At 63.6% G+C, this 18,787-nt stretch carries 19 protein-coding genes and 1 riboswitch; of the genes, 7 read left to right on the top strand and 12 right to left on the bottom strand.

What is annotated here, in order from left to right; all coding sequences use genetic code 11:
* Positions 1-112: 112 nt before the first annotated feature.
* From DC522_RS00600 to coxB, 10 genes are all read right to left on the bottom strand, one after another.
* Positions 113-1,396 carry a pitrilysin family protein gene (locus tag DC522_RS00600; RefSeq protein ID WP_116526750.1) on the bottom strand — a complete coding sequence of 428 codons (1,284 nt, stop codon included), beginning with the start codon at positions 1,394-1,396 and terminating at the stop codon, positions 113-115.
* Positions 1,393-2,808 (bottom strand): threonine synthase, encoded by a 1,416-nt coding sequence (gene thrC / locus DC522_RS00595; protein ID WP_116526749.1) that lies wholly within the window; start codon positions 2,806-2,808, stop codon positions 1,393-1,395. Before thrC ends, DC522_RS00600 begins: the two co-directional genes overlap by 4 nt.
* Positions 2,809-2,994: 186 nt before the next feature.
* Complete coding sequence (locus DC522_RS00590) at positions 2,995-3,741, bottom strand: SURF1 family protein (RefSeq protein WP_116526748.1); 747 nt, start codon at positions 3,739-3,741, stop codon at positions 2,995-2,997.
* Complete coding sequence (locus DC522_RS00585) at positions 3,738-4,109, bottom strand: DUF983 domain-containing protein (RefSeq protein ID WP_116526747.1); 372 nt, start codon at positions 4,107-4,109, stop codon at positions 3,738-3,740. Before DC522_RS00585 ends, DC522_RS00590 begins: the two co-directional genes overlap by 4 nt.
* Positions 4,110-4,209: 100 nt before the next feature.
* Complete coding sequence (locus DC522_RS00580; protein ID WP_116526746.1) at positions 4,210-5,067, bottom strand: cytochrome c oxidase subunit 3; 858 nt, start codon at positions 5,065-5,067, stop codon at positions 4,210-4,212.
* Positions 5,068-5,134: 67 nt separating this feature from the next.
* The gene (locus DC522_RS00575) at positions 5,135-5,725 is read right to left on the bottom strand and encodes a cytochrome c oxidase assembly protein (RefSeq protein WP_116526745.1); all 591 of its coding nucleotides are present in this window, start codon (positions 5,723-5,725) and stop codon (positions 5,135-5,137) included.
* A gap of 7 nt (positions 5,726-5,732) precedes the next feature.
* A complete protein-coding gene (locus DC522_RS34535) occupies positions 5,733-5,894 on the bottom strand; it encodes a hypothetical protein (RefSeq protein WP_165820001.1) in 162 nt (53 codons plus the stop codon).
* 5 nt (positions 5,895-5,899) lie between these two features.
* Positions 5,900-6,856 (bottom strand): heme o synthase, encoded by a 957-nt coding sequence (locus DC522_RS00570; protein WP_116526744.1) that lies wholly within the window; start codon positions 6,854-6,856, stop codon positions 5,900-5,902.
* Between the two features lie 132 nt (positions 6,857-6,988).
* On the bottom strand, positions 6,989-8,605 hold the full coding sequence (gene ctaD, locus DC522_RS00565; RefSeq protein ID WP_116526743.1) for a cytochrome c oxidase subunit I: 1,617 nt from the start codon (positions 8,603-8,605) through the stop codon (positions 6,989-6,991).
* A gap of 31 nt (positions 8,606-8,636) precedes the next feature.
* Positions 8,637-9,491 carry a cytochrome c oxidase subunit II gene (gene coxB / locus DC522_RS00560; RefSeq protein WP_116526742.1) on the bottom strand — a complete coding sequence of 285 codons (855 nt, stop codon included), beginning with the start codon at positions 9,489-9,491 and terminating at the stop codon, positions 8,637-8,639.
* 312 nt (positions 9,492-9,803) lie between these two features.
* Between coxB and DC522_RS00555 the strand changes: the two genes are divergently transcribed.
* Together DC522_RS00555 and DC522_RS00550 are read left to right on the top strand one after the other, a co-directional pair.
* Positions 9,804-10,316 (top strand): invasion associated locus B family protein, encoded by a 513-nt coding sequence (locus tag DC522_RS00555; RefSeq protein ID WP_116526741.1) that lies wholly within the window; start codon positions 9,804-9,806, stop codon positions 10,314-10,316.
* A gap of 30 nt (positions 10,317-10,346) precedes the next feature.
* Positions 10,347-10,925 (top strand): hypothetical protein, encoded by a 579-nt coding sequence (locus tag DC522_RS00550; protein WP_133239198.1) that lies wholly within the window; start codon positions 10,347-10,349, stop codon positions 10,923-10,925.
* Between the two features lie 198 nt (positions 10,926-11,123).
* Here DC522_RS00550 and DC522_RS00545 read toward each other — a convergent pair whose 3' ends face one another.
* Positions 11,124-12,428, bottom strand: coding sequence for a hemolysin family protein (locus tag DC522_RS00545; RefSeq protein WP_116526739.1), 1,305 nt, complete (start codon positions 12,426-12,428; stop codon positions 11,124-11,126).
* A 169-nt stretch (positions 12,429-12,597) separates the two neighbouring features.
* A riboswitch (glycine riboswitch) is annotated at positions 12,598-12,686 on the top strand.
* A gap of 159 nt (positions 12,687-12,845) precedes the next feature.
* Between DC522_RS00545 and gcvT the strand changes: the two genes are divergently transcribed.
* Genes gcvT through gcvPB form a run of 5 tightly spaced genes read left to right on the top strand, consistent with a single transcriptional unit; the run spans position 12,846 to position 17,802 of the window.
* Positions 12,846-13,994 (top strand): glycine cleavage system aminomethyltransferase GcvT, encoded by a 1,149-nt coding sequence (gcvT, locus tag DC522_RS00540; protein WP_116526738.1) that lies wholly within the window; start codon positions 12,846-12,848, stop codon positions 13,992-13,994.
* Between the two features lie 19 nt (positions 13,995-14,013).
* On the top strand, positions 14,014-14,388 hold the full coding sequence (gene gcvH, locus DC522_RS00535; protein WP_116526737.1) for a glycine cleavage system protein GcvH: 375 nt from the start codon (positions 14,014-14,016) through the stop codon (positions 14,386-14,388).
* A gap of 13 nt (positions 14,389-14,401) precedes the next feature.
* On the top strand, positions 14,402-14,878 hold the full coding sequence (locus DC522_RS00530; RefSeq protein ID WP_116526736.1) for an OsmC family protein: 477 nt from the start codon (positions 14,402-14,404) through the stop codon (positions 14,876-14,878).
* Positions 14,879-14,893: 15 nt separating this feature from the next.
* Positions 14,894-16,234, top strand: a complete 1,341-nt coding sequence (gcvPA, locus tag DC522_RS00525; RefSeq protein ID WP_116526735.1) for an aminomethyl-transferring glycine dehydrogenase subunit GcvPA — start codon at positions 14,894-14,896, stop codon at positions 16,232-16,234.
* Entirely contained in the window at positions 16,234-17,802 is a 1,569-nt protein-coding gene (gene gcvPB, locus DC522_RS00520) for an aminomethyl-transferring glycine dehydrogenase subunit GcvPB (protein WP_116526734.1), read from the top strand. Before gcvPA ends, gcvPB begins: the two co-directional genes overlap by 1 nt.
* A 306-nt stretch (positions 17,803-18,108) precedes the next feature.
* On the opposite strand, the gene DC522_RS00515 is transcribed toward gcvPB, so the two are convergent.
* Positions 18,109-18,759 (bottom strand): HAD family phosphatase, encoded by a 651-nt coding sequence (locus DC522_RS00515; protein WP_116526733.1) that lies wholly within the window; start codon positions 18,757-18,759, stop codon positions 18,109-18,111.
* Positions 18,760-18,787 lie beyond the last annotated feature (28 nt).

Below are 18,787 nucleotides of genomic sequence, written 5' to 3'. Positions count from 1 at the left end.
GCCCCCACTTGTCCGCATGACTCGTTAGTTATCGTTAACCACGCGCATGGAGCCAGTTTGCGGCGGGATTGAGGAGAATCGGATATGACGTAGCGGCAGGTAGCGGAGGAAATTAGCCGCGCATGCCCGCCGTAATGGCCTCGAGAGAGGGCAGGCCCTTGATGGGGCCGATGGCCGCCACGGTCGGGTTGCCCTTCAAAAGACGACGACCCGCCTCACGGACATGCTCCTGATCGAGAGCATCCACTTTCTTCACGATCTCGTCGCTTCCCACGATCCGTCCCCAGGAGAGGAGCTGGCGCGCCATGCGCTCGATCCGCCCGCCAGGCGTCTCGAGGGCCGTCAGCAAGGCCACCTTCATCTGCGCCTTGGCGCGGACCATCTCGATCTCGCTGATGTCCTCCGTCGCGTGGCGCATGCAATCGAGCGTGACCTTGGTGAGTTCGCTCACATCCGCCCCGGCCGTGCCCGCCCCGATGCCGAAGAGGCCGCAATCGGAGAAGGGCCAGTGGAAGGAGTCGATGGAATAGGCGAGGCCCCGGGTCTCGCGCACCTCGTGCCAGAGACGGGAGGTCAGGCCTCCCCCGAGGATGTGGGCGAAAAGATGCGTAGCATAATAGCCGGGATCCTTGAACGAGAGACCCGGCAGACCGAGCACGATGTTGGCCTGTTCGAGCTTGCGCGCAATGCGTCGTTCGCCGCCTGTGTAATGTCCTGTTTCCGGCGCACGAGCCTCGGTCGCAGGCATCGCGCCGAAGAGGCGCTCGGCTGCATCCACGATTTGTGCGTGATCGACGTTGCCCGCGGCCGCGAGCACCATCTTCGCAGGAATGTACTCCCGGGCGAGAAAGGTGCGGATGGTCTGCGCGTCGAAGCTCTTGATCGTGTCGGGGGTGCCGAGGATCGGGCGGCCCACGGGCTGGCCCGCAAAGGCCGTCTCCATGAAGGCGTCGTAGATCAGATCGTCCGGTGTATCCTCGACGGCGGCGTATTCCTGCAGGATCACGCCTTTCTCGCGCACCAGCTCTGCTGCATCGAACACGGAGTTGATGAGGATGTCACCGAGCACATCGAGAGCGACGTCCACGTTGTCGCCGAGAACGCGCGCCGTGTAGCTCGTGTATTCGACGCTCGTCGCGGCGTTGATGTCGCCGCCCACGTTTTCGATGTCTTCCGCAATCTGCCGCGCGGAGCGGCGTGCCGTGCCCTTGAAGGCCATGTGCTCGATGAGATGCGACAGGCCATGCTCATGCGCCTGCTCGTGCCGCGAGCCGGTGCCGACCCACACGCCGAGCGTAGCGGTGGCAATCTCCGGCATGCGCTCGGTCGCGACCGTCAGCCCATTGGGCAGCCACGTGATGTCGACGCGCTTCTCGCGGACGAAGTGCTCGTTCATGCAGCCGCGCCTTTAACCGCCCGGGCGCGCTCGCGAATGAAGCGCTCCACCGCAGCCTGTTCGTTCGGGAGAACCGAGAAGCTCTCCTTGCGCTCCATCAGATCAGCCATGTGTGGCGGAAGTGCGGGGCGAACGCCCGTGGCGCGCTCGACCGCATCGGGGAACTTGGCCGGATGTGCGGTGGACAGCGCCACCACCGGCACTTCAGCCTTGTCTTTCAAGAGCGCGCGGCCGGCGCGCGTGCCGACGGCGCTGTGCGGATCGAGCACATAGCCGGTGGTGCGATAGGTATTGGCCATCTCGTCCACGACCTTCGCCTCGTTCACGGCCTCGGCCGAAAACTCCTCGCGGATCCGGGCCAGGGGACCTGCTTCGATCATGAAGGAGCGCGACTGATTGAGGCTTGCCATCAGGCGGCGGATTGCTTCGCCGTTGCGATCGTAGGATTCGAACAGAAGACGCTCGAAGTTCGAGGAGATCTGGATATCCATCGACGGCGAGGTCGTGGGCTCAACGCCCTTGATCTCGTAAGCGCCGGAGTGAAGCGTGCGCGCCAGGATGTCGTTGGCATTGGTGCCGATCATCAGGCGGTCGATGGGCAAGCCCATGCGCTTGGCGACCCAGCCCGCGAGAATGTCGCCGAAGTTGCCGGTGGGCACGGAGAAGGAGACCGGGCGGTGCGGTCCGCCGAGCGCCACGGCTGCAGTGAAGTAATACACGGCCTGCGCCGCCACGCGCGCCCAATTGATGGAGTTCACGCCCGAAAGCTGCAGCTCGTCACGGAAGCGGGCATTGTTGAACATGCCCTTCACCATGTTCTGACAATCGTCGAAAGTGCCTTCGACGGCGAGCGCATGCACGTTCGGCGAAGCCACCGTCGTCATCTGACGGCGCTGCACGTCCGACACGCGGCCATGCGGGTAAAGGATGAAGATATCGACCTGATCGAGGCCCTTGAAAGCCTCGACCGCGGCGCTGCCCGTATCGCCGGAGGTCGCGCCGACGATGGTGGCCCGCGCCCCGCGCGCCTTCAGCACGTGGTCCATAAGACGACCGAGCAGCTGCATTGCCACGTCCTTGAAGGCGAGGGTCGGACCATGGAAGAGCTCGAGCACGAAAAGGTTGTCGCCAAGCTGTGTCAGCGGGCACACGGCGGCATGACGGAACAAGGCATAGGCCTGGTCGATCATCCGGCTGAGATCGGCCTCGGGGATATCGCCATCCACCAGCGGGCCGAGCACGGCCTTGGCGACCTCGGCGTAGGGTTTCCCGGCAAAGCCCTTGATCGTGTCCGCCGTCAGGCTCGGCCATTGTTCCGGCATATAGAGGCCGCCGTCCCTGGCAAGGCCGGTCAGAAGCGCGTCGGAAAAGCCAAGCGCGGGAGCTTCCCCGCGGGTCGAGACATGGAGCACGGTCAATCTCCTGGAAATGCGGCGGGACAATAGGAGGAGCGGCCGATTGCGGCAAGCCGGTTCTATGGCATCGGACCCAAAAGTGGATCCCACTTTTGGGATCAATCCGATGCCGTATCTTTTCATCCGCGCATCGTTCGGGCGGAAAACCGGACCCACTTTTCCGCACGATGCGCCAGGGCGGCATCATCCCTTGATGCGCTTCCAGGCGAAAGCCACGAAGACGCCGACGAGGGTGAGCGCGATGCCGTACCAGGTGAGCGCGTATTGCAGGTGGTTGTTGGGGAGCGACAGCTGGGTCTGCCCGCCGCGCGGCCAGCCGCCTGGATTGGGCGTGGCATCCGCATCGATCAGGAAAGGGGCCACACGCTCGAGCTTGCGGGCATCGGCAATGGCCTGTGGATCGCGGACGAACCAGAGATTCTTCTGTGGCTCATCCTTCGGCGTGAAGGCGTTGCGCGCCTCTCGCGCCCGGACGAGGCCGGTGATGGTCACGTCACCTTGCGGCTGACCCTGCGGGCGGGTGGCGGGATCCTTCAGGTCTGCGGGCACGAAGCCGCGATTGACGACGACGATGGCGCCCGTGGTGAGCTTGAGCGGCGTGAGGATGTAATAGCCCTGGATGGGCGCGCCCTGCCGCGCTCCGGGAGCGAGGCCATAGACCGGCGCTTCGAGGTCGTGCAGGAAGGTGCCCGTGACCCGAACCTTCCGGAACTCATCCTGGTCCGCGCGCCAGGTGGCCCATTCCGTTTCAGGGACAATTGAGCCCGGCTCGCCATAGGCGCGGGTCTCGATCTGCTCGATCAGGCTCTCCTTCCAGGCCTTGCGCTGGAGCTGCCAGGTGCCGAGGCCGATGAGGATCGCAAGGGCAATAAGGGTCGCAAGAGCAGGCAGAAGGAGAGAGCGGCCCTTGTGCGGGCTGGGGGCGGTCACTTCTGGATACGCCCTTCCTCAGCCTTGTGATGATACTGCAGCGCCACCAGCACGCCTTTGGAAGGCCGGACGAGCGCAAGACTCAAGATGATGCTCAGGGCCGACCACAGGACGAGGTGGAGCCAGATCGGCGGGGCGTAAGCGAACTCGGCCCAGAGGGCGAGCGCCACCACCACGATGCCGACGATGGACATGACGAAGAAGGCGGGGCCGTCGCCCGCATCGGCAAAGGCGAAATCGAGACCGCAGACCTCGCATTTCGGACGGACCTTCAGGAAGCCTTGAAACAGGTGGCCCTTGCCGCAACGGGGGCACAAGCCCTTGAGACCGGTGACGACAGGCGAGGGAGCGGATTGATCTTGGGCCACGATGGTTCTCCGTGAGCAAACCTCTCGTCAGATGGGGAGGAGAGGCCGAAAAGCGAAGGGCGGCTCGAAAGCCGCCCTCGTAAAACTCGGTGTGGGCGGTCTAGTGCCCGGCCGCGCTTCCGCCGAAGCCCCACACGTAGATGGAAGCGAAGAGGAAGAGCCACACCACGTCCACGAAATGCCAGTACCAGGCGGCGAACTCGAAGCCGAGGTGCTGCTTGGGCGTGAAGTCTCCGCGGTAGGCACGCAGCAGGCAGACGGCCAGGAAGATCGTGCCGATGATCACGTGCGCGCCATGGAAGCCCGTCGCCATGAAGAAGGTGGCGCCGTAGATGTTGCCGCTGAAGCCGAAGGCAGCGTGGCTGTACTCGTAGGCCTGCACGCAGGTGAAGATCAGTCCGAGGATGACCGTGAGCCACAGGCCAGTCTTGAGCCCCTGGCGGTCATTCTCGAGCAGGGCATGGTGCGCCCAGGTCACCGTGGTGCCGGAGGTCAGCAGGATCAGGGTGTTGAGCAGTGGCAGGTGCCAGGGATCGAAGGTCTCGATGCCCTTCGGGGGCCACACGCCGCCGAGAGCCTCGACGCGCGAGTAGAGCTGCGGATCTCCGGCATAGAGAGCCGCGTCGAAATAGGCCCAGAACCAAGCAGCAAAGAACATCACCTCGGAGGCGATGAACATGATCATGCCGTAGCGGTGATGGAGCTGAACCACGCGGGTGTGGGAGCCGGTATTGGCCTCGCGCACCACGTCGCTCCACCAGCTGATCATGGTGTAGAGCACGCCGATGATGCCTGCGCCGAAGACGAAGGCGCCGATATCCATGCCGGCGATGTTGATGTCCTTCCACCAGGTCACGAACCCGGAGGCCATCAGGAAGGCGCTGACCGAGCCGATCAGCGGCCACGGGCTCGGTTCAAGAATGTGGTAGTCGTGGTTCTTGGCGTGAGCCTCGGCCATTTTAGTCGTCTCCGTGCCTCGATTGTGACTTCGCTTTAAGACGTTTCTGTCCAGCTTGTCACGTTCCTTATTGAACGGTTGGTTGGGTTGATGATGTCGCCTCCGCCACCGGCTTGCCCGCCTTGGACGGGAAGTAGGTGTAGGAGAGGGTGATGGAAGCGAGGTCCTTCACGTCGGAATCCTGCGCCAGACGCGGATCGACATAGAACACGACCGCCGATTCCAGGCTTTCGCCCGGCTGCAGGGTCTGCTCGGTGAAGCAGAAGCATTCGAGCTTCGAGAAGTAGGTGCCTGCGAGATCCGGCTGAACGTTGTAGGTCGCAATGCCGGTGGCGGGCTTGTCGCCCGTGTTGGTGACCTTGTAGTAGACGGTCGTGGTCTCGCCGAGCTTCACCGAGATCTCCGGCTTCTCGGGCGAGAAACGCCAATTCAGGCCAGGAGCCACATTGGCGTCGAAGCGCACGGAAATCGTGCGGTCCAGAACGTCCGAATTGTTGCTGTCGCGGGCAATGGGTGTGCCGTCGAAGCCCGTCACCTTGCAGAAGAGGTCGTAAAGCGGCACCGACGCATAGGCGAGCCCGACCATGCCGACGGCAATGCCGGCACAGGCGAGAGCCGTGCGATGCAACCTGCGCTGAATGTGCGGTGCTTCAGCCATGCTTAACTCACAGGGGCCGGTTCAGGACCTGAGGGCCCAGCTTCGCAATCGTGATTGCGAAAAGCAGGATGCAGAGGATGCCGAGCGTGAGGCCCAAAGCAATCGAACGCCGCCTGCGGCGCTGCTGTTCCTCAGGCGTGAGATGATAGGAGGAGTTTTGGTCCGCCATGTGCTTCACCCCATAACTGGACGGAAGAAGCCGAAGCCATGCTCCGCAAGAAGCGTGGCGAACAGCAGGAAGAGATAGAGGATCGAGAAGGCGAACAGCTGCTGGGCCACGCGCATGGCGGGCTCACCCTGACGCAGGCGATAGACCTGAATCGCAAGGGCCAGCATGCCGAGGCCGCCGACAAGCGAGATGATCGCATAAGCGAGGCCGCCGAAGCCGAAGAAGACGGGCGCCATGCCGAGCGGGGCCAGAAGCACCGTGTAGGCGAGAATCTGAAAGCGGGTGGAATCAGGGCCGGCGACATTCGGCATCATGGGGATGCCGGCGCGCTCGTAGTCACCCGACTTCACCAGGGCGAGCGCCCAGAAATGGGGCGGCGTCCACATGAAGATGATGGCAAACAGAATGACGCTGTCCCACGCCACATGACCGGTCACGGCTGCCTGCGCCACGATCGGGGGGAGGGCGCCTGCCGCGCCGCCGATCACGATGTTCTGTGGTGTGGAGCGCTTCAGCCACATCGAGTAGATGACGACGTAGAAGAAGATGGTGAAGGCGAGCAGGCCAGCCGCCAACCAATTGCTGGCGAGACCTAGGATGAGCACCGAGCCTGCAGACAGGGTCAGGCCGAAGGCCAAAGCCTCGTTGGGCCGGATCTTGCCGGCGGGAATCGGGCGCTTGCGCGTGCGGGTCATGACGGCGTCGATATCCGCATCCCACCACATGTTGAGGCAGCCCGATGCGCCGCCGCCAACGGCGATCATCAGCAGGGACACGAAAGCGAGCAAGGGATTGACGTCCGAATGGCTGACGACCATGCCGACCAGCGCCGTGAATACGACGAGAAACATCACGCGCGGCTTCAGCAGGGCGAAGAAGTCGGACACGTCGCCTTGCGAGAGGCCGTTGGTGACAACGCTCTCGGCTTGGGTTTCGGGCAAACGGTTCGACAGGGTGTTCATATCTGATGATCTTCCGAAACGCTGAAAGATAAGGCTTGAAGCGCCTCGCGGTGTCAGCTCCTCGCCGGAAGGCTTCACTTGCCGAAGCCCTCGGGGGAGGAGCGGGCGGCGTTTGCCGCCCGGCTCAGCCGATCAGTGGCCCGTCTCGACGATGCGGGGCAGGGTCTCGAACTGGTGGAACGGAGGCGGGGAGGACAGGGTCCATTCCAGCGTCGTCGCGCCTTCGCCCCACGGATTGCCGGCAGCCTTCTCCTTGCGGACGAGGGCATAGATCACCCCGATCGTGAAGAAGATCACGCCCGCGAAGAAGATGTAGGCGCCGATCGAGGAGACGAGATTCCAGCCGGCGAAGGCATCCGGATAATCCGCATAGCGGCGCGGCATGCCGGAGAGGCCGAGGAAGTGCATCGGGAAGAACAGCACGTTGGCTCCGATGAAGGAGATCCAGAAATGCACCTTGCCGATCCACTCGGGCAGCACGTAGCCGGTGATCTTCGGGAACCAGTAGTAGACGGCTGCGAAGATCACGAACACGGCGCCGAGCGACAGCACGTAGTGGAAGTGAGCCACCACGTAGTACGTGTCGTGCATGTAGCGGTCGACGGGAGCGTTCGCGAGCACGACGCCGGTAACGCCGCCCACCGTGAACAGGAACACGAAGCCGATCGCCCACTGCATGGCCGCCGTGAAGCGGATGGAGCCGCCCCACATGGTGGCGATCCACGAGAAGATCTTCACGCCGGTCGGAACCGCGATCACCATCGTGGCGAACACGAAGTAGGCCTGGGTCTGCAGCGAGAGGCCGACCGTGTACATGTGGTGAGCCCACACGACGAAGCCGACGACGCCGATCGCCACCATGGCGTAGGCCATGCCGAGATAGCCGAAGATCGGCTTCTTGGAGAAGGTGGAGATGATGTGCGACACGATGCCGAAGGCCGGCAGGATCATGATGTACACTTCGGGATGGCCGAAGAACCAGAACAGGTGCTGGTAGAGCACCGGATCGCCGCCGCCGGCCGGATCGAAGAAGGTGGTGCCGAAGTTGCGGTCGGTCAGCAGCATCGTGATCGCGCCAGCGAGAACCGGCAGCGCGAGAAGCAGCAGGAACGCGGTCACCAGCATGGCCCAGGCGAAGAGCGGCATCTTGTGCAGCGTCATGCCCGGAGCGCGCATGTTGAGGATCGTGGTGATGAAGTTGATCGCACCCAGGATCGAGGCCGCACCGGCAAGGTGCAGGGCCAGGATGCCGAAGTCGAGCGCAGGCCCAGGGTGACCAGCCGTCGAGAGCGGAGGATACACCGTCCAGCCGCCGCCGAAGCCGAGCGAGCCCGGAGCACCCTCGACGAAGAGCGAGCAGAGCATCAGGCCGAAGGCCGCAACAGTGAGCCAGAACGAGATGTTGTTCATCCGCGGGAAGGCCATGTCCGGCGCGCCGATCATGAGCGGGATGAACCAGTTGCCGAAGCCGCCGATGAGGGTGGGCATCACCAGGAAGAACACCATGATGAGGCCGTGGCCCGTCACGAAGACATTGAACGCCTGCGGGTTGGCGAACCATTGCATCCCCGGCTCCTGGAGCTCGAGGCGCATGCCGATCGACAGAAGACCGCCGATGATGCCGGCCGTGAAGCCGAAGAGAAGGTAGAGAGTGCCGATATCCTTGTGGTTCGTGGAATAGAACCAGCGGCGCCAAAAGCCGGGAAGATCGTGGTGATCCGCGTGAGCGGCATCAGCTGCATGTGCCATGATGAGACCTCTATGGTCCTTGCTTTTTAAATTACTGAGCGTTCGCGAACTTGAGCGGAGCGGATTCCTCGGTGGAAGCATAACGCTGCTTCGCCTCGGCCAGCCAAGCGGCATATTGCTGCTCGCTCACGACACGGATTTCGATCGGCATGTAGGGATGGCCGTTGCCGCAGAGTTCCGAGCACTGGCCGTAATAGACGCCTTCCTTGTCGGCCTTGAACCAGGTTTCGTTCAGGCGGCCCGGAACGGCATCGACCTTCACGCCGAAGGACGGCAACGCAAAGGCGTGGATCACGTCCGCCGAGGTGACCTGCACGCGAACGACCTTGCCCACCGGCACGACCATGGCGTTGTCCACGCCGAGCAGACGCGGCTGGTCAGGCTTCAGGGCGCTGGTCTCGGTGACCATGTTCGAGTCGAACTTGAAGCCGCCCTGATCGGCCGGATACTCGTAGCCCCAGTACCAGGAAAAACCGGTGGCCTTCACCACCACGTCGGCCTGCGGCGGCACCAGCTGCTGGCGCAGGAGGCGGAAGGAAGGAATGGCAATGGCCACGAGGATCAGCACCGGAACGATGGTCCATGCCACCTCGAGGAGGGTGTTGTGCGTGGTCCTGGACGGAACCGGGTTCTTCCGCTCGTTGAAGCGGGCGATGATCACCAGGAGCAGCGCCAGCACGAAAAGGCAGATCGCGGTGATCAGCCAAACCAGATAGGTGTGGAAGTTGGACATGCTCTGTCCCAACTCGGTCACCATCTCCTGCATGCCGGTTTCCCAAGGGGAGGGGCGGCCTGCGGCAGCCCATGCCTCACTTATGCCCAACACAAGTGCGACCGCTGCCGTGGAGAGGGCGGTCACCGATCGACGTCCAGTCTCGATCCGCATCGGCGTTCCAAAGCTCCTAAAGATATGGTGGCCGGGCGGCCACGAAAGCATAAAGGAATGGTACGGGCGTGCGAATAGCGGCGCCCGGCTTGCGCCATCACCTTTGATCCGTGTCAAAGACCACAGGACGCGCTGAAGCGCAACGGTGCTAAGGTCGCAATTCGTGCGTCATAACCGCCAAAAGCGTTTGTGATCCCCACTTATCCCCCTCTCGCTTGACATCATGGCCCCTACCATGGTCCCAACGGGCCAAAGATTGGGATCGAAGCGGCCGCGCCGCTGCCCTTGAAAAGTTTCGAGAAGGAGAAACCGATGGGCGTATCACGATGGGTCCGGTATGGGGCGGCAGTATTGTTGGGTCTCTCGACCTTCGCCGCCGCAGCGAGCGCGAATGCCCAGGGCATGGTGAAGAATACCCATGGCGACTGGCAGATGCGCTGCGAGACTCCTGCTGGAGCCACGGCGGAGCAATGCGCTCTCGTGCAGAATGTCGTAGCGGAAGACCGCCCGAACGTCACGCTCGTCATTATTGTGTTGAAAACCGCCGACGGCAAAAGCAGGCTTCTTCGCGTCGTTGCGCCCCTTGGTATCCTCCTGCCGTCGGGCTTAGGACTCAAGATCGACCAGACCGATATCGGCCGGGCCGGATTCGTGCGCTGCCTGGCCACGGGTTGCGTCGCCGAGGTTGTCATGGAAGATAATCTCATCAATCAGATGAAGACCGGGCAGTCCGCCACCTTCATCGTGTTCCAGACGCCTGAGGAGGGCATCGGCATTCCCGTATCGCTGAATGGGTTCGCGACGGGATTCGATGCGCTGCCGTAAGATTGGTTAGAAGCAAGCCGGGGGATCTCCATGAGTAAGGGTTTGGGTGCAAAGGCCGGTCTGGCGCTTGCTGTGCTGGGCGTCTCTGTTCTGGCTGGATGCGCTGGTTCAGGTGAGAGCGGCGGCATGGGCCTTGGCGAGATGCTGTTGACCGGCGGCGCCACCCAGGCCCCGGTCCAGGCCCGGCCGATGGATGACGTCTATTGCCCGCCGGTCAATATCGCCGAAGGCGGCTCCGCCATTCAGGCCTATTCCGCTGGCCGCGCCGGTGAATCATCGGCCCTGCGCAGCCAGGTTTCCATCAGCAATCTCGCCCGCGAATGCCTGGGTCAGCCCGATGGCTCCACTCTCGTGAAGGTGGGTGTCGAGGCCCGCGCTCTTCTGGGCGTCGGCGGTGCCGCAGGCCGCTACAACGTTCCGGTGCAGATCGTGGTGAAGGATGGCTCGACCGTGATCGCCAGTCGCAGCCGCGGTGCCGTGGCGGCCATTCCGGCCGGTGGCACGCAGGCGAGCGTGACCGTGGTCGAAGACAACATCGTGGTTCCCGCGGCACGCGCCAACACCTTCGAGATCGAAGTCGCTCTCGGCGGCCGGGGCCGGCGCGGTTAATTCGCGCCGCTCTTCATCGCCTGGAGCATCGGACCCAAAAGTGGATTTGCACTTTTGGGATCAATCCGATGCTCCCTTCATAGAGCAGCGCATCGCCGGGGGCGGAAAACCGGGTCCACTTTTCGCTGACGCGGCCCTTCGGGTCACGGGCGTGGTCCTTCAGGTCGCCGACGCGGACCGCCGGTTCCGCACGATGCGCTAATAGAGAACGGAGGAGCCGGCCCTCTGATTCAGAGGGATGGCGAGCACCTTGTCGACCCGGCGCTCGTCCAAGTCGATCACCTCGAAGCGCCATCCCAGCATTTCCACATGCTCGCCCGTTGCAGGCAGGTGCTGCAATTCGCTGATCACCAACCCGCCGACCGTATGATAGCTGCGGGATTCCGGCAGGGTGACGCCCAGGATATCCGCCATTTCGTCGACCGGCATGGAGCCCGCGAGCAGCCAGGAGCCATCCTCGCGGCGGACGGCATCGGGCTCAGGCGCCTCGCCATCCGAGCGGAAGGCGCCGACGATGGCCTCCAGGGCATCCGCCGGAGTCACGATTCCTTCGAAATGCCCGTACTCGTCATGAACGAGAGCCATGGGCACTTCCGAGTCGCGTAAGGTGGCGAGTGCATCCAGGGCATAGAGCGTATCGGGAATGACGGGGGCCTGTTGGATCTGAGCGCGGATGTCGAGTGGCTGGCCCGACAGGAGAGCCGCCAGAAGAGCCCGTGACTGCACGACGCCGATGATGTTGTCCGGCGAGCCTTCGCTCACGGGGAGGCGGGAGTGAGGGGTTTCCATCAGCAGGGAGCGGATGGTTTCCTCATCGTCATCGAGGTCGATCCAGTCCACATCCGTTCGCGGCGTCATGAGGCCGCGCACCGTCCGGTCGCCGAGGCGCAGGACGCCGGAGATCATGCGCCGCTCTTCCTCCTCGATCACGCCCGCGCTCTCGGCCTCGCCGACGAGCATCTTGATCTCTTCTTCCGTCACCGTCGTCTCATCCCCGGATGACGAGCCGAACAGGCTGAAGATCAGGCGGGTCGAGGCGTTCAAGAACCAGACGGCAGGGGCGGCGGCCTTGGAGACCACCAGCATCATGGGCGCCATGGTGCAGGCGATGCCTTCCGGATGGCGTAAGGCGAGCTGCTTCGGCACGAGCTCGCCGATGACGATGGAGAGATATGTGATGAAGCCGATGACCAAGCCGAAACCGAGCGGCTCCGCCGCGCCTTCCGGCATGCCTTGCGCCATGAGAAACTGGGTCAGCCTGTCGCCCAAGGCCGCGCCCGAGAACGCACCGGCCAGGATGCCGACGAGGGTGATGCCGATCTGGACCGTGGAGAGGAAGCGACCCGAATCCTCCATGAGCGTCAGGGCCGTATTGGCTCCGGAGCGACCCTGCTCGGCCATGGCCTTGAGGCGGGCCCGGCGGGCGGACACGATGGCGAGTTCTGAAAGCGCGAAGACGCCGTTCAGGGCGACAAGAGCAAGAGCGATGACCAGTTCGAGCAACGGTGCCAGGAGCTGCCGACCGGATCAGGCCGCGCTTTCCCCCTTCTGTGAATGACGGCCCAACATGAGGGCTCGGAGGCCTGCCGTCAATTAAAGCGGGGAGATGCTCATTGCGGCACCCTGCTTTGTTGACAGGACCGCTTTTCCTCTTCAGAGCTAAAGCAAGCTGATGATCCCCGCGGAAGAGACCGGGCTTTGCCCGGCGCCGAAGGCGCAACCGCCCCGGAAACGCTCAGGCCAAAGGACCGCGCGGGAGCTGGCACTCTGGAAAGTGGCGACGCTTGGAAAAGCATCGCCCACCGACGGGCGTAACCTGCCGCGCGAGCGGTTGGGGAAATCTCTCAGGTCTCGGGACAGAGGGGGCGCAAAGCAACGGGCCGCAAGGCTCGAAGAAACGCGCACCTTTGAGGGAACCCGATGGCCGAGCCAGCGCATAGCGACCAGCCGCTTCTGAAAACACCGCTTCATGCCGAGCACGTGGCGCTTGGCGCCCGCATGGTGCCTTTCGCCGGCTACGACATGCCGGTGCAGTACCCCACCGGCATCCTGACGGAGCACAACTGGACCCGCGAGCATGCGGGCCTGTTCGATGTCTCCCATATGGGCCAGGCTTTCCTCATTGCCGAGGACGAGAGCCATGAGACGGCTGCTAAAGCTCTCGAAGCGCTGATCCCCGCCGACGTGCTGAACCTGAAGCCAAACCAGCAGCGCTATTCGCAGCTTCTGGCCGACGATGGCGGCATCCTCGACGACCTCATGGTCACCCGCGTTGGTGCGCCGGGTCACGAGGGCTGGCTCTACCTTGTCGTGAACGCTTCCATGAAGGAGGCCGATTACGCGCATATCCAGGCGCGTCTGCCGAAGGGCGTGAGCCTCACTCGCAAGGACGAACTCGCGCTCATGGCGCTGCAGGGCCCGTCCGCGGCTGCGGTGCTCGCCAAGCTCGCACCCGAAATCGGTGATCTGCCCTTCATGATGTCCGCCGACGTGCAGATCGACGGCATATGGTGCCACGTGTCCCGCTCCGGCTACACGGGCGAGGACGGCTTCGAGATTTCCTGCAAGGCTGAAGATGCCGCGAAGCTCTGGAACAAGCTCCTCGCCGACCCCGAGGTGAAGCCCGTCGGCCTCGGCGCTCGCGACTCGCTGCGCCTCGAAGCGGGCCTCTGCCTCTACGGGCACGACATCGACACCACCACCTCGCCCATCGAGGCAGGCCTCATCTGGTCGATCCAGAAGCGCCGCCGCGAGGAGGGGGGCTTCCCGGGCGCTGCGCGTGTTCAGCGCGAGATCAAGGAAGGTCCTTCCCGCGTGCGCGTCGGCATCAAGCCTGAAGGCCGCGCTCCGGCTCGCGAGGGCACCGTCATCACCACGCCCGACAGGCGCGAGGTCGGCATCGTCACCTCCGGCGGCTTCGGCCCCACCGTCAATGGCCCGGTCGCCATGGGCTATGTGTCGAAGGACGTGTCCGCCGTGGGCACGGATCTTCATCTCGTCGTTCGCGGCAAGCCGCTGCCCGCCAAGGTCGCGGCCATGCCGTTCGCACCGCATCGTTACAAGCGCTAATCCCAGGGGGAGTTCAATCATGACCACGCGTTACACCAAGGATCACGAATACATCCGCGTCGAGGGCGACGCCGGTATCGTCGGCATTTCCGATTACGCGCAGAGCCAGCTCGGCGATGTCGTCTTCGTGGAGCTGCCGAGCGTCGGCAAGACACTCTCGAAAGGTGACGAGGCCGCCGTCGTCGAGAGCGTGAAGGCTGCGAGCGAAGTCTACGCCCCGGTCTCCGGCGAGGTCGTCGAGGTCAACAGCGATCTCGAGGCTTCTCCCGGCACCGTGAACGAAGATCCGGCCGGCCGCGGCTGGTTCCTGAAGATCCGCCTCACCAATCCGAGCGAGCTCGATGGTCTCATGACCGAAGAGCAGTACCAGGAATTCGTGAAGTCGATCTCTTAAAAGAGCTGAACCGATGTCGCACGAATACACGGCCATTGTGCGTTGGACGCGCCGGGAGGGCGAGGCCTTCTCCGACAGCCGTTACAGCCGCGGACATTCCTGGTCGTTTGACGGCGGCATCACCGTTCCGGGATCGGCATCGCCATCGGTGGTGCCGCTGCCTCTGTCCCGCGAAGATGCGGTCGATCCCGAGGAAGCCTTCGTGGCGGCTTTGTCGAGCTGCCACATGCTCACCTTCCTGTCGATTGCCGCCAAGAAACGCTTCGTCATCGACCGATACGAGGACACGGCACTCGGCGTCATGACGCCCAACGAGAAGGGCAAGCTCTTCGTCTCCAAAGTGACGCTCGATCCGGTGATCGAATTTTCGGGCGACAAACGCCCGACGCCCGAGCAGATCGCCGACATGCATCACCTCGCTCACAAGGAATGCTTCATCGCCAATTCCGTGCTCACGGAGATCGTGGTGGCGGGCATTCCCTCGCACTAACAAGGTTTTTAACTGATGCGTTATTTGCCTCTCTCCGACACCGACCGCAGCGAGATGCTCGCGCGCATCGGTGTCAAATCGGTGGACGAGTTGTTCGCCGATGTGCCGAAGAACCTGCTCCTCAGGGAGCCGGTGGATCTGCCGCGCCGCAAGGGCGAACTGGAGGTGGAGCGCATCCTCTCCCGCATGTCCGCCAAGAACGTGACGGCGTCTTCCGTGCCGTTCTTCGTGGGCGCCGGTGCTTACAGGCACCATGTGCCGGCAACCGTCGATCACCTGATCCAGCGCTCCGAGTTCCTGACGAGCTACACGCCGTATCAGCCGGAGATCGCTCAGGGCACGCTGCAATATCTCTTCGAGTTCCAGACTCAAGTGGCCGCGCTCACCGGCATGGAGGTGGCGAACGCCTCCATGTATGACGGCTCCACCGGCACGGGCGAGGCGGTGCTCATGGCGCATCGCGTCACCAAGCGCCGCAAGGCCGTGCTCTCCGGCGGCCTCCATCCGCATTACGCGGAAGTGGTGCGCACCCTCTCCGACATGGCGAGCGACAGCGTCGTCACCATGCAGCCGGATGTGGCCGGCGATGAGGACATTCTCTCGCAGATCGATGACACGACATCTTGCGTCGTCGTGCAGTCGCCGGACGTGTTCGGCAATGTGCGCGATCTGAAGCCCATCGCCGAGAAGGCGCACAAGCACGGAGCGCTGCTGATCGCCGTGTTCACGGAAGCCGTATCGCTCGGCCTCGTGGCTTCGCCCGGCAGCCAGGGCGCCGACATCGTGGTGGGCGAGGGCCAGTCCATCGGCAATGCGCTGAACTTCGGCGGTCCTTATGTCGGCCTCTTCGCCACGCAGTCGACGTTCATCCGTCAGATGCCGGGCCGCCTCTGCGGCGAGACAGTGGATGCGGACGGCAATCGCGGTTTCGTGCTCACCCTTTCGACCCGCGAGCAGCACATCCGCCGCGACAAGGCGACCTCGAACATCTGCACCAATTCGGGCCTCTGCGCGCTCGCCTTCACCATTCACATGACGCTGCTTGGAGAGGCTGGCCTCACGCGCCTCGCTCGCGTCAATCATGCGAATGCGATCAAGCTCGCCGACCTTTTGGCTGGTGCGAAGGGCGTCGAGGTTCTCAACAAGACGTTCTTCAACGAGTTCACCGTGAAGCTCGCAAAGCCTGCGGCGGAAGTGGTCGAACTCTTGGCCAAGAAGGGCGTGCTCGCTGGCGTGCCCGTGTCGCGCCTGCTGCCGGGTGCAGGCCTCGACAATCTGTTGCTCGTCGCTTCCACCGAAGTGAACACCGATGATGACCGCGCGGCTCTTGCCGCCGCTTTGAAGGAGGTTCTGTGATGTTGAACCGCCAGGGACGTCCCTCTTCCGCCGGTGAGGCCGGCACCAATGCGCATCCGACCTTCACCGGCAACAAGGCGCTGGCACAGATCGAGCCGCTGCTGTTCGAGATTGGCCGCTACGACACCACCGGCGTCGACATCGACGAGCCGGAGGCCTTCACACCGCGCCTCGGCGGGCTGGAGCGCAAGGAGGCGATCGGCCTGCCGGGTCTCTCCGAGCCCGAGACCATGCGCCACTATGTGCGCCTGTCTCAGATGAACTACGGCATCGACACGGGCCTCTTCCCGCTGGGCTCGTGCACGATGAAGCACAATGCGCGCCTGAACGAGCGCATGGCCCGCCTGCCGGGCTTCTCCGACGTGCATCCGCTGCAGCCGGTTTCCACCGTCCAAGGCGCGCTGGAGCTGATGAACGAGCTCGGCCGCTATCTCGTCACGCTCACCAACATGACCGCCGTGGCGCTCTCGCCGAAGGCCGGCGCGCATGGCGAGCTCTGCGGCATGATGGCGATCAAGGCCGCCATCGAGGCACGCGGCGAGGGCAAGACGCGTAACGTGGTGCTCGTGCCCGATTCCGCGCATGGCACGAATCCGGCGACGGCCGCCCTCATCGGCTTCGTCGTGAAGCCGGTGCCTGCCCGCGAGGATGGCTGGGTGCATGTGGAGGACGTGAAGGAGCGTCTCGGTCCGGATGTGGCCGCGATCATGCTCACGAACCCCAACACCTGCGGTCTCTTCGAGCCGCAGGTGGCTGAGATCGCGAAGGCGATCCACGATGCAGGCGCGTACTTCTACTGCGATGGCGCGAACTTCAACGCCATCGTCGGCAAGGCGAAGCCGGGCGATCTCGGCGTCGATGCCATGCACATCAACCTGCACAAGACCTTCTCGACGCCTCATGGCGGCGGCGGGCCGGGCTCCGGTCCCGTGGTGCTCTCCGAGCGTCTCGCGCCCTACGCGCCCGTTCCTTTCGTGCGCGTCGGTACGAATGGCTTCGAGCTGGTGGAGCAGGCCTCCGACGCGGCTGAGAAGCCGTTCGGCCGCATGACAGCGTTCCACGGCCAGATGGGCATGTACGTGCGTGCCTTGTCCTACATGCTCTCGCATGGTTCGGACGGCATGAAGCAGGCGTCCGAAGACGCCGTGCTCAACGCCAACTACATCCGCGCCGGTCTGTCGGATCTCCTCTCGCTGCCCTTCGGCAACAAGCCATGCATGCACGAGGTTCTGTTCGACGATGCATGGCTGAAGGACACGGGCGTGACCACGCTCGATGTGGCGAAGGCCATGATCGACGAGGGCTATCACCCGATGACCATGTACTTCCCGCTGGTGGTGCACGGCGCGATGCTGATCGAGCCGACGGAGTCCGAATCGAAGTCGTCCCTCGACCTCTTCATCGCGACCCTGCGCGATCTCGCTTTTGCCGCGAAGAACGGCGACAAGGAACGCTTCACCGGCGCTCCCTACCACGCCCCGCGCCGCCGTCTCGACGAGACCCGCGCCGCCCGCAATCCGGTTCTCAAGTGGACGCCGCCGTCACCGGTGGCCGAGGCTGCGGAGTAAGGCTCTCCCATCGATGCAAATGCCCGGCTTCGTGCCGGGCATTTTTGATTCGGAGGTATTCGTCGTCTCTGGTCTGCGGCACAGAACCCGGGATCATTTGACACCTTCTCCACGTCATGGCCGGGATCGTCCCGGCCATTCACGTCTTGAACCGCGACGCATCAAAGGCATGGATCCCCGGACCAGGTCCGGGGATGACGATGGAGTCCCGTTCTGGTTATGGATCCCGGCCTTCGCCGGGATGACAGTGCCTTGTTCTGAAAACGATCCGGATCTCCGCTGCGCTCCGTCCGGGATGACGCCTCGTTACGCGGAGGCCAGCACAGCGTCCTTCAGCTCTGCCATCCGCTCGATGATGATAGAAGCACCCGCCTGCCGCAGTGTTTCAGCATGTTCCGGCCCGCAATGGCCACCGCCGGTAAAACCGATCACGCGCATGTCGGCAGCGAGCGCAGCCTGAACGCCGGCAGGCGAGTCTTCGACCACCAAGCATTCTTCCGGGCTGACGCCCATCTGACCTGCTGCATGAAGAAACAGGTCTGGTGCAGGCTTCCCGCGCCGGACCTGTGTCGCGCTGAAGACGTTGTCGAACAGATCCGCGAGGTCTGTGACACGCAGCGACAGGGCGATTCGCTCAGGCACGGAGGAGGAGGCGACGCAGCGCGGATAAGGCAGGGAGAGAATCGCATCCCGGACACCCGCGATAGGCTTCAGATCCGTCTCGAAGCGCGCGAAGAGAGCGCGGTTGATCTGCTCCGCGAAATCGTCGGGCAGCGTGCACGCGTGATCGGCTTCGATCCGGGCGATCATGTCCTTCATGCTCTTGCCGACGAATTGCCGTGCGATGTCGTCGGCCGTGTAGGGCAGGCCGAGATCCGTCAGGATGTCCGCATCGACCTTGCACGCGAGAGGCTCGGAATCGACCAGAACGCCGTCGCAATCGAAAATCAGCAGCATGGTGCCTCCAGCAAAAAGGCCGCCTTTG

The organism is Microvirga sp. KLBC 81 (genome assembly GCF_003075415.1).
In the GTDB taxonomy this organism is placed as follows: Bacteria; Pseudomonadota; Alphaproteobacteria; order Rhizobiales; family Beijerinckiaceae; genus Microvirga.
The sequence above is the reverse complement of the archived record's forward strand: the minus strand, read 5'-3'. Positions and strand labels throughout refer to the sequence as shown.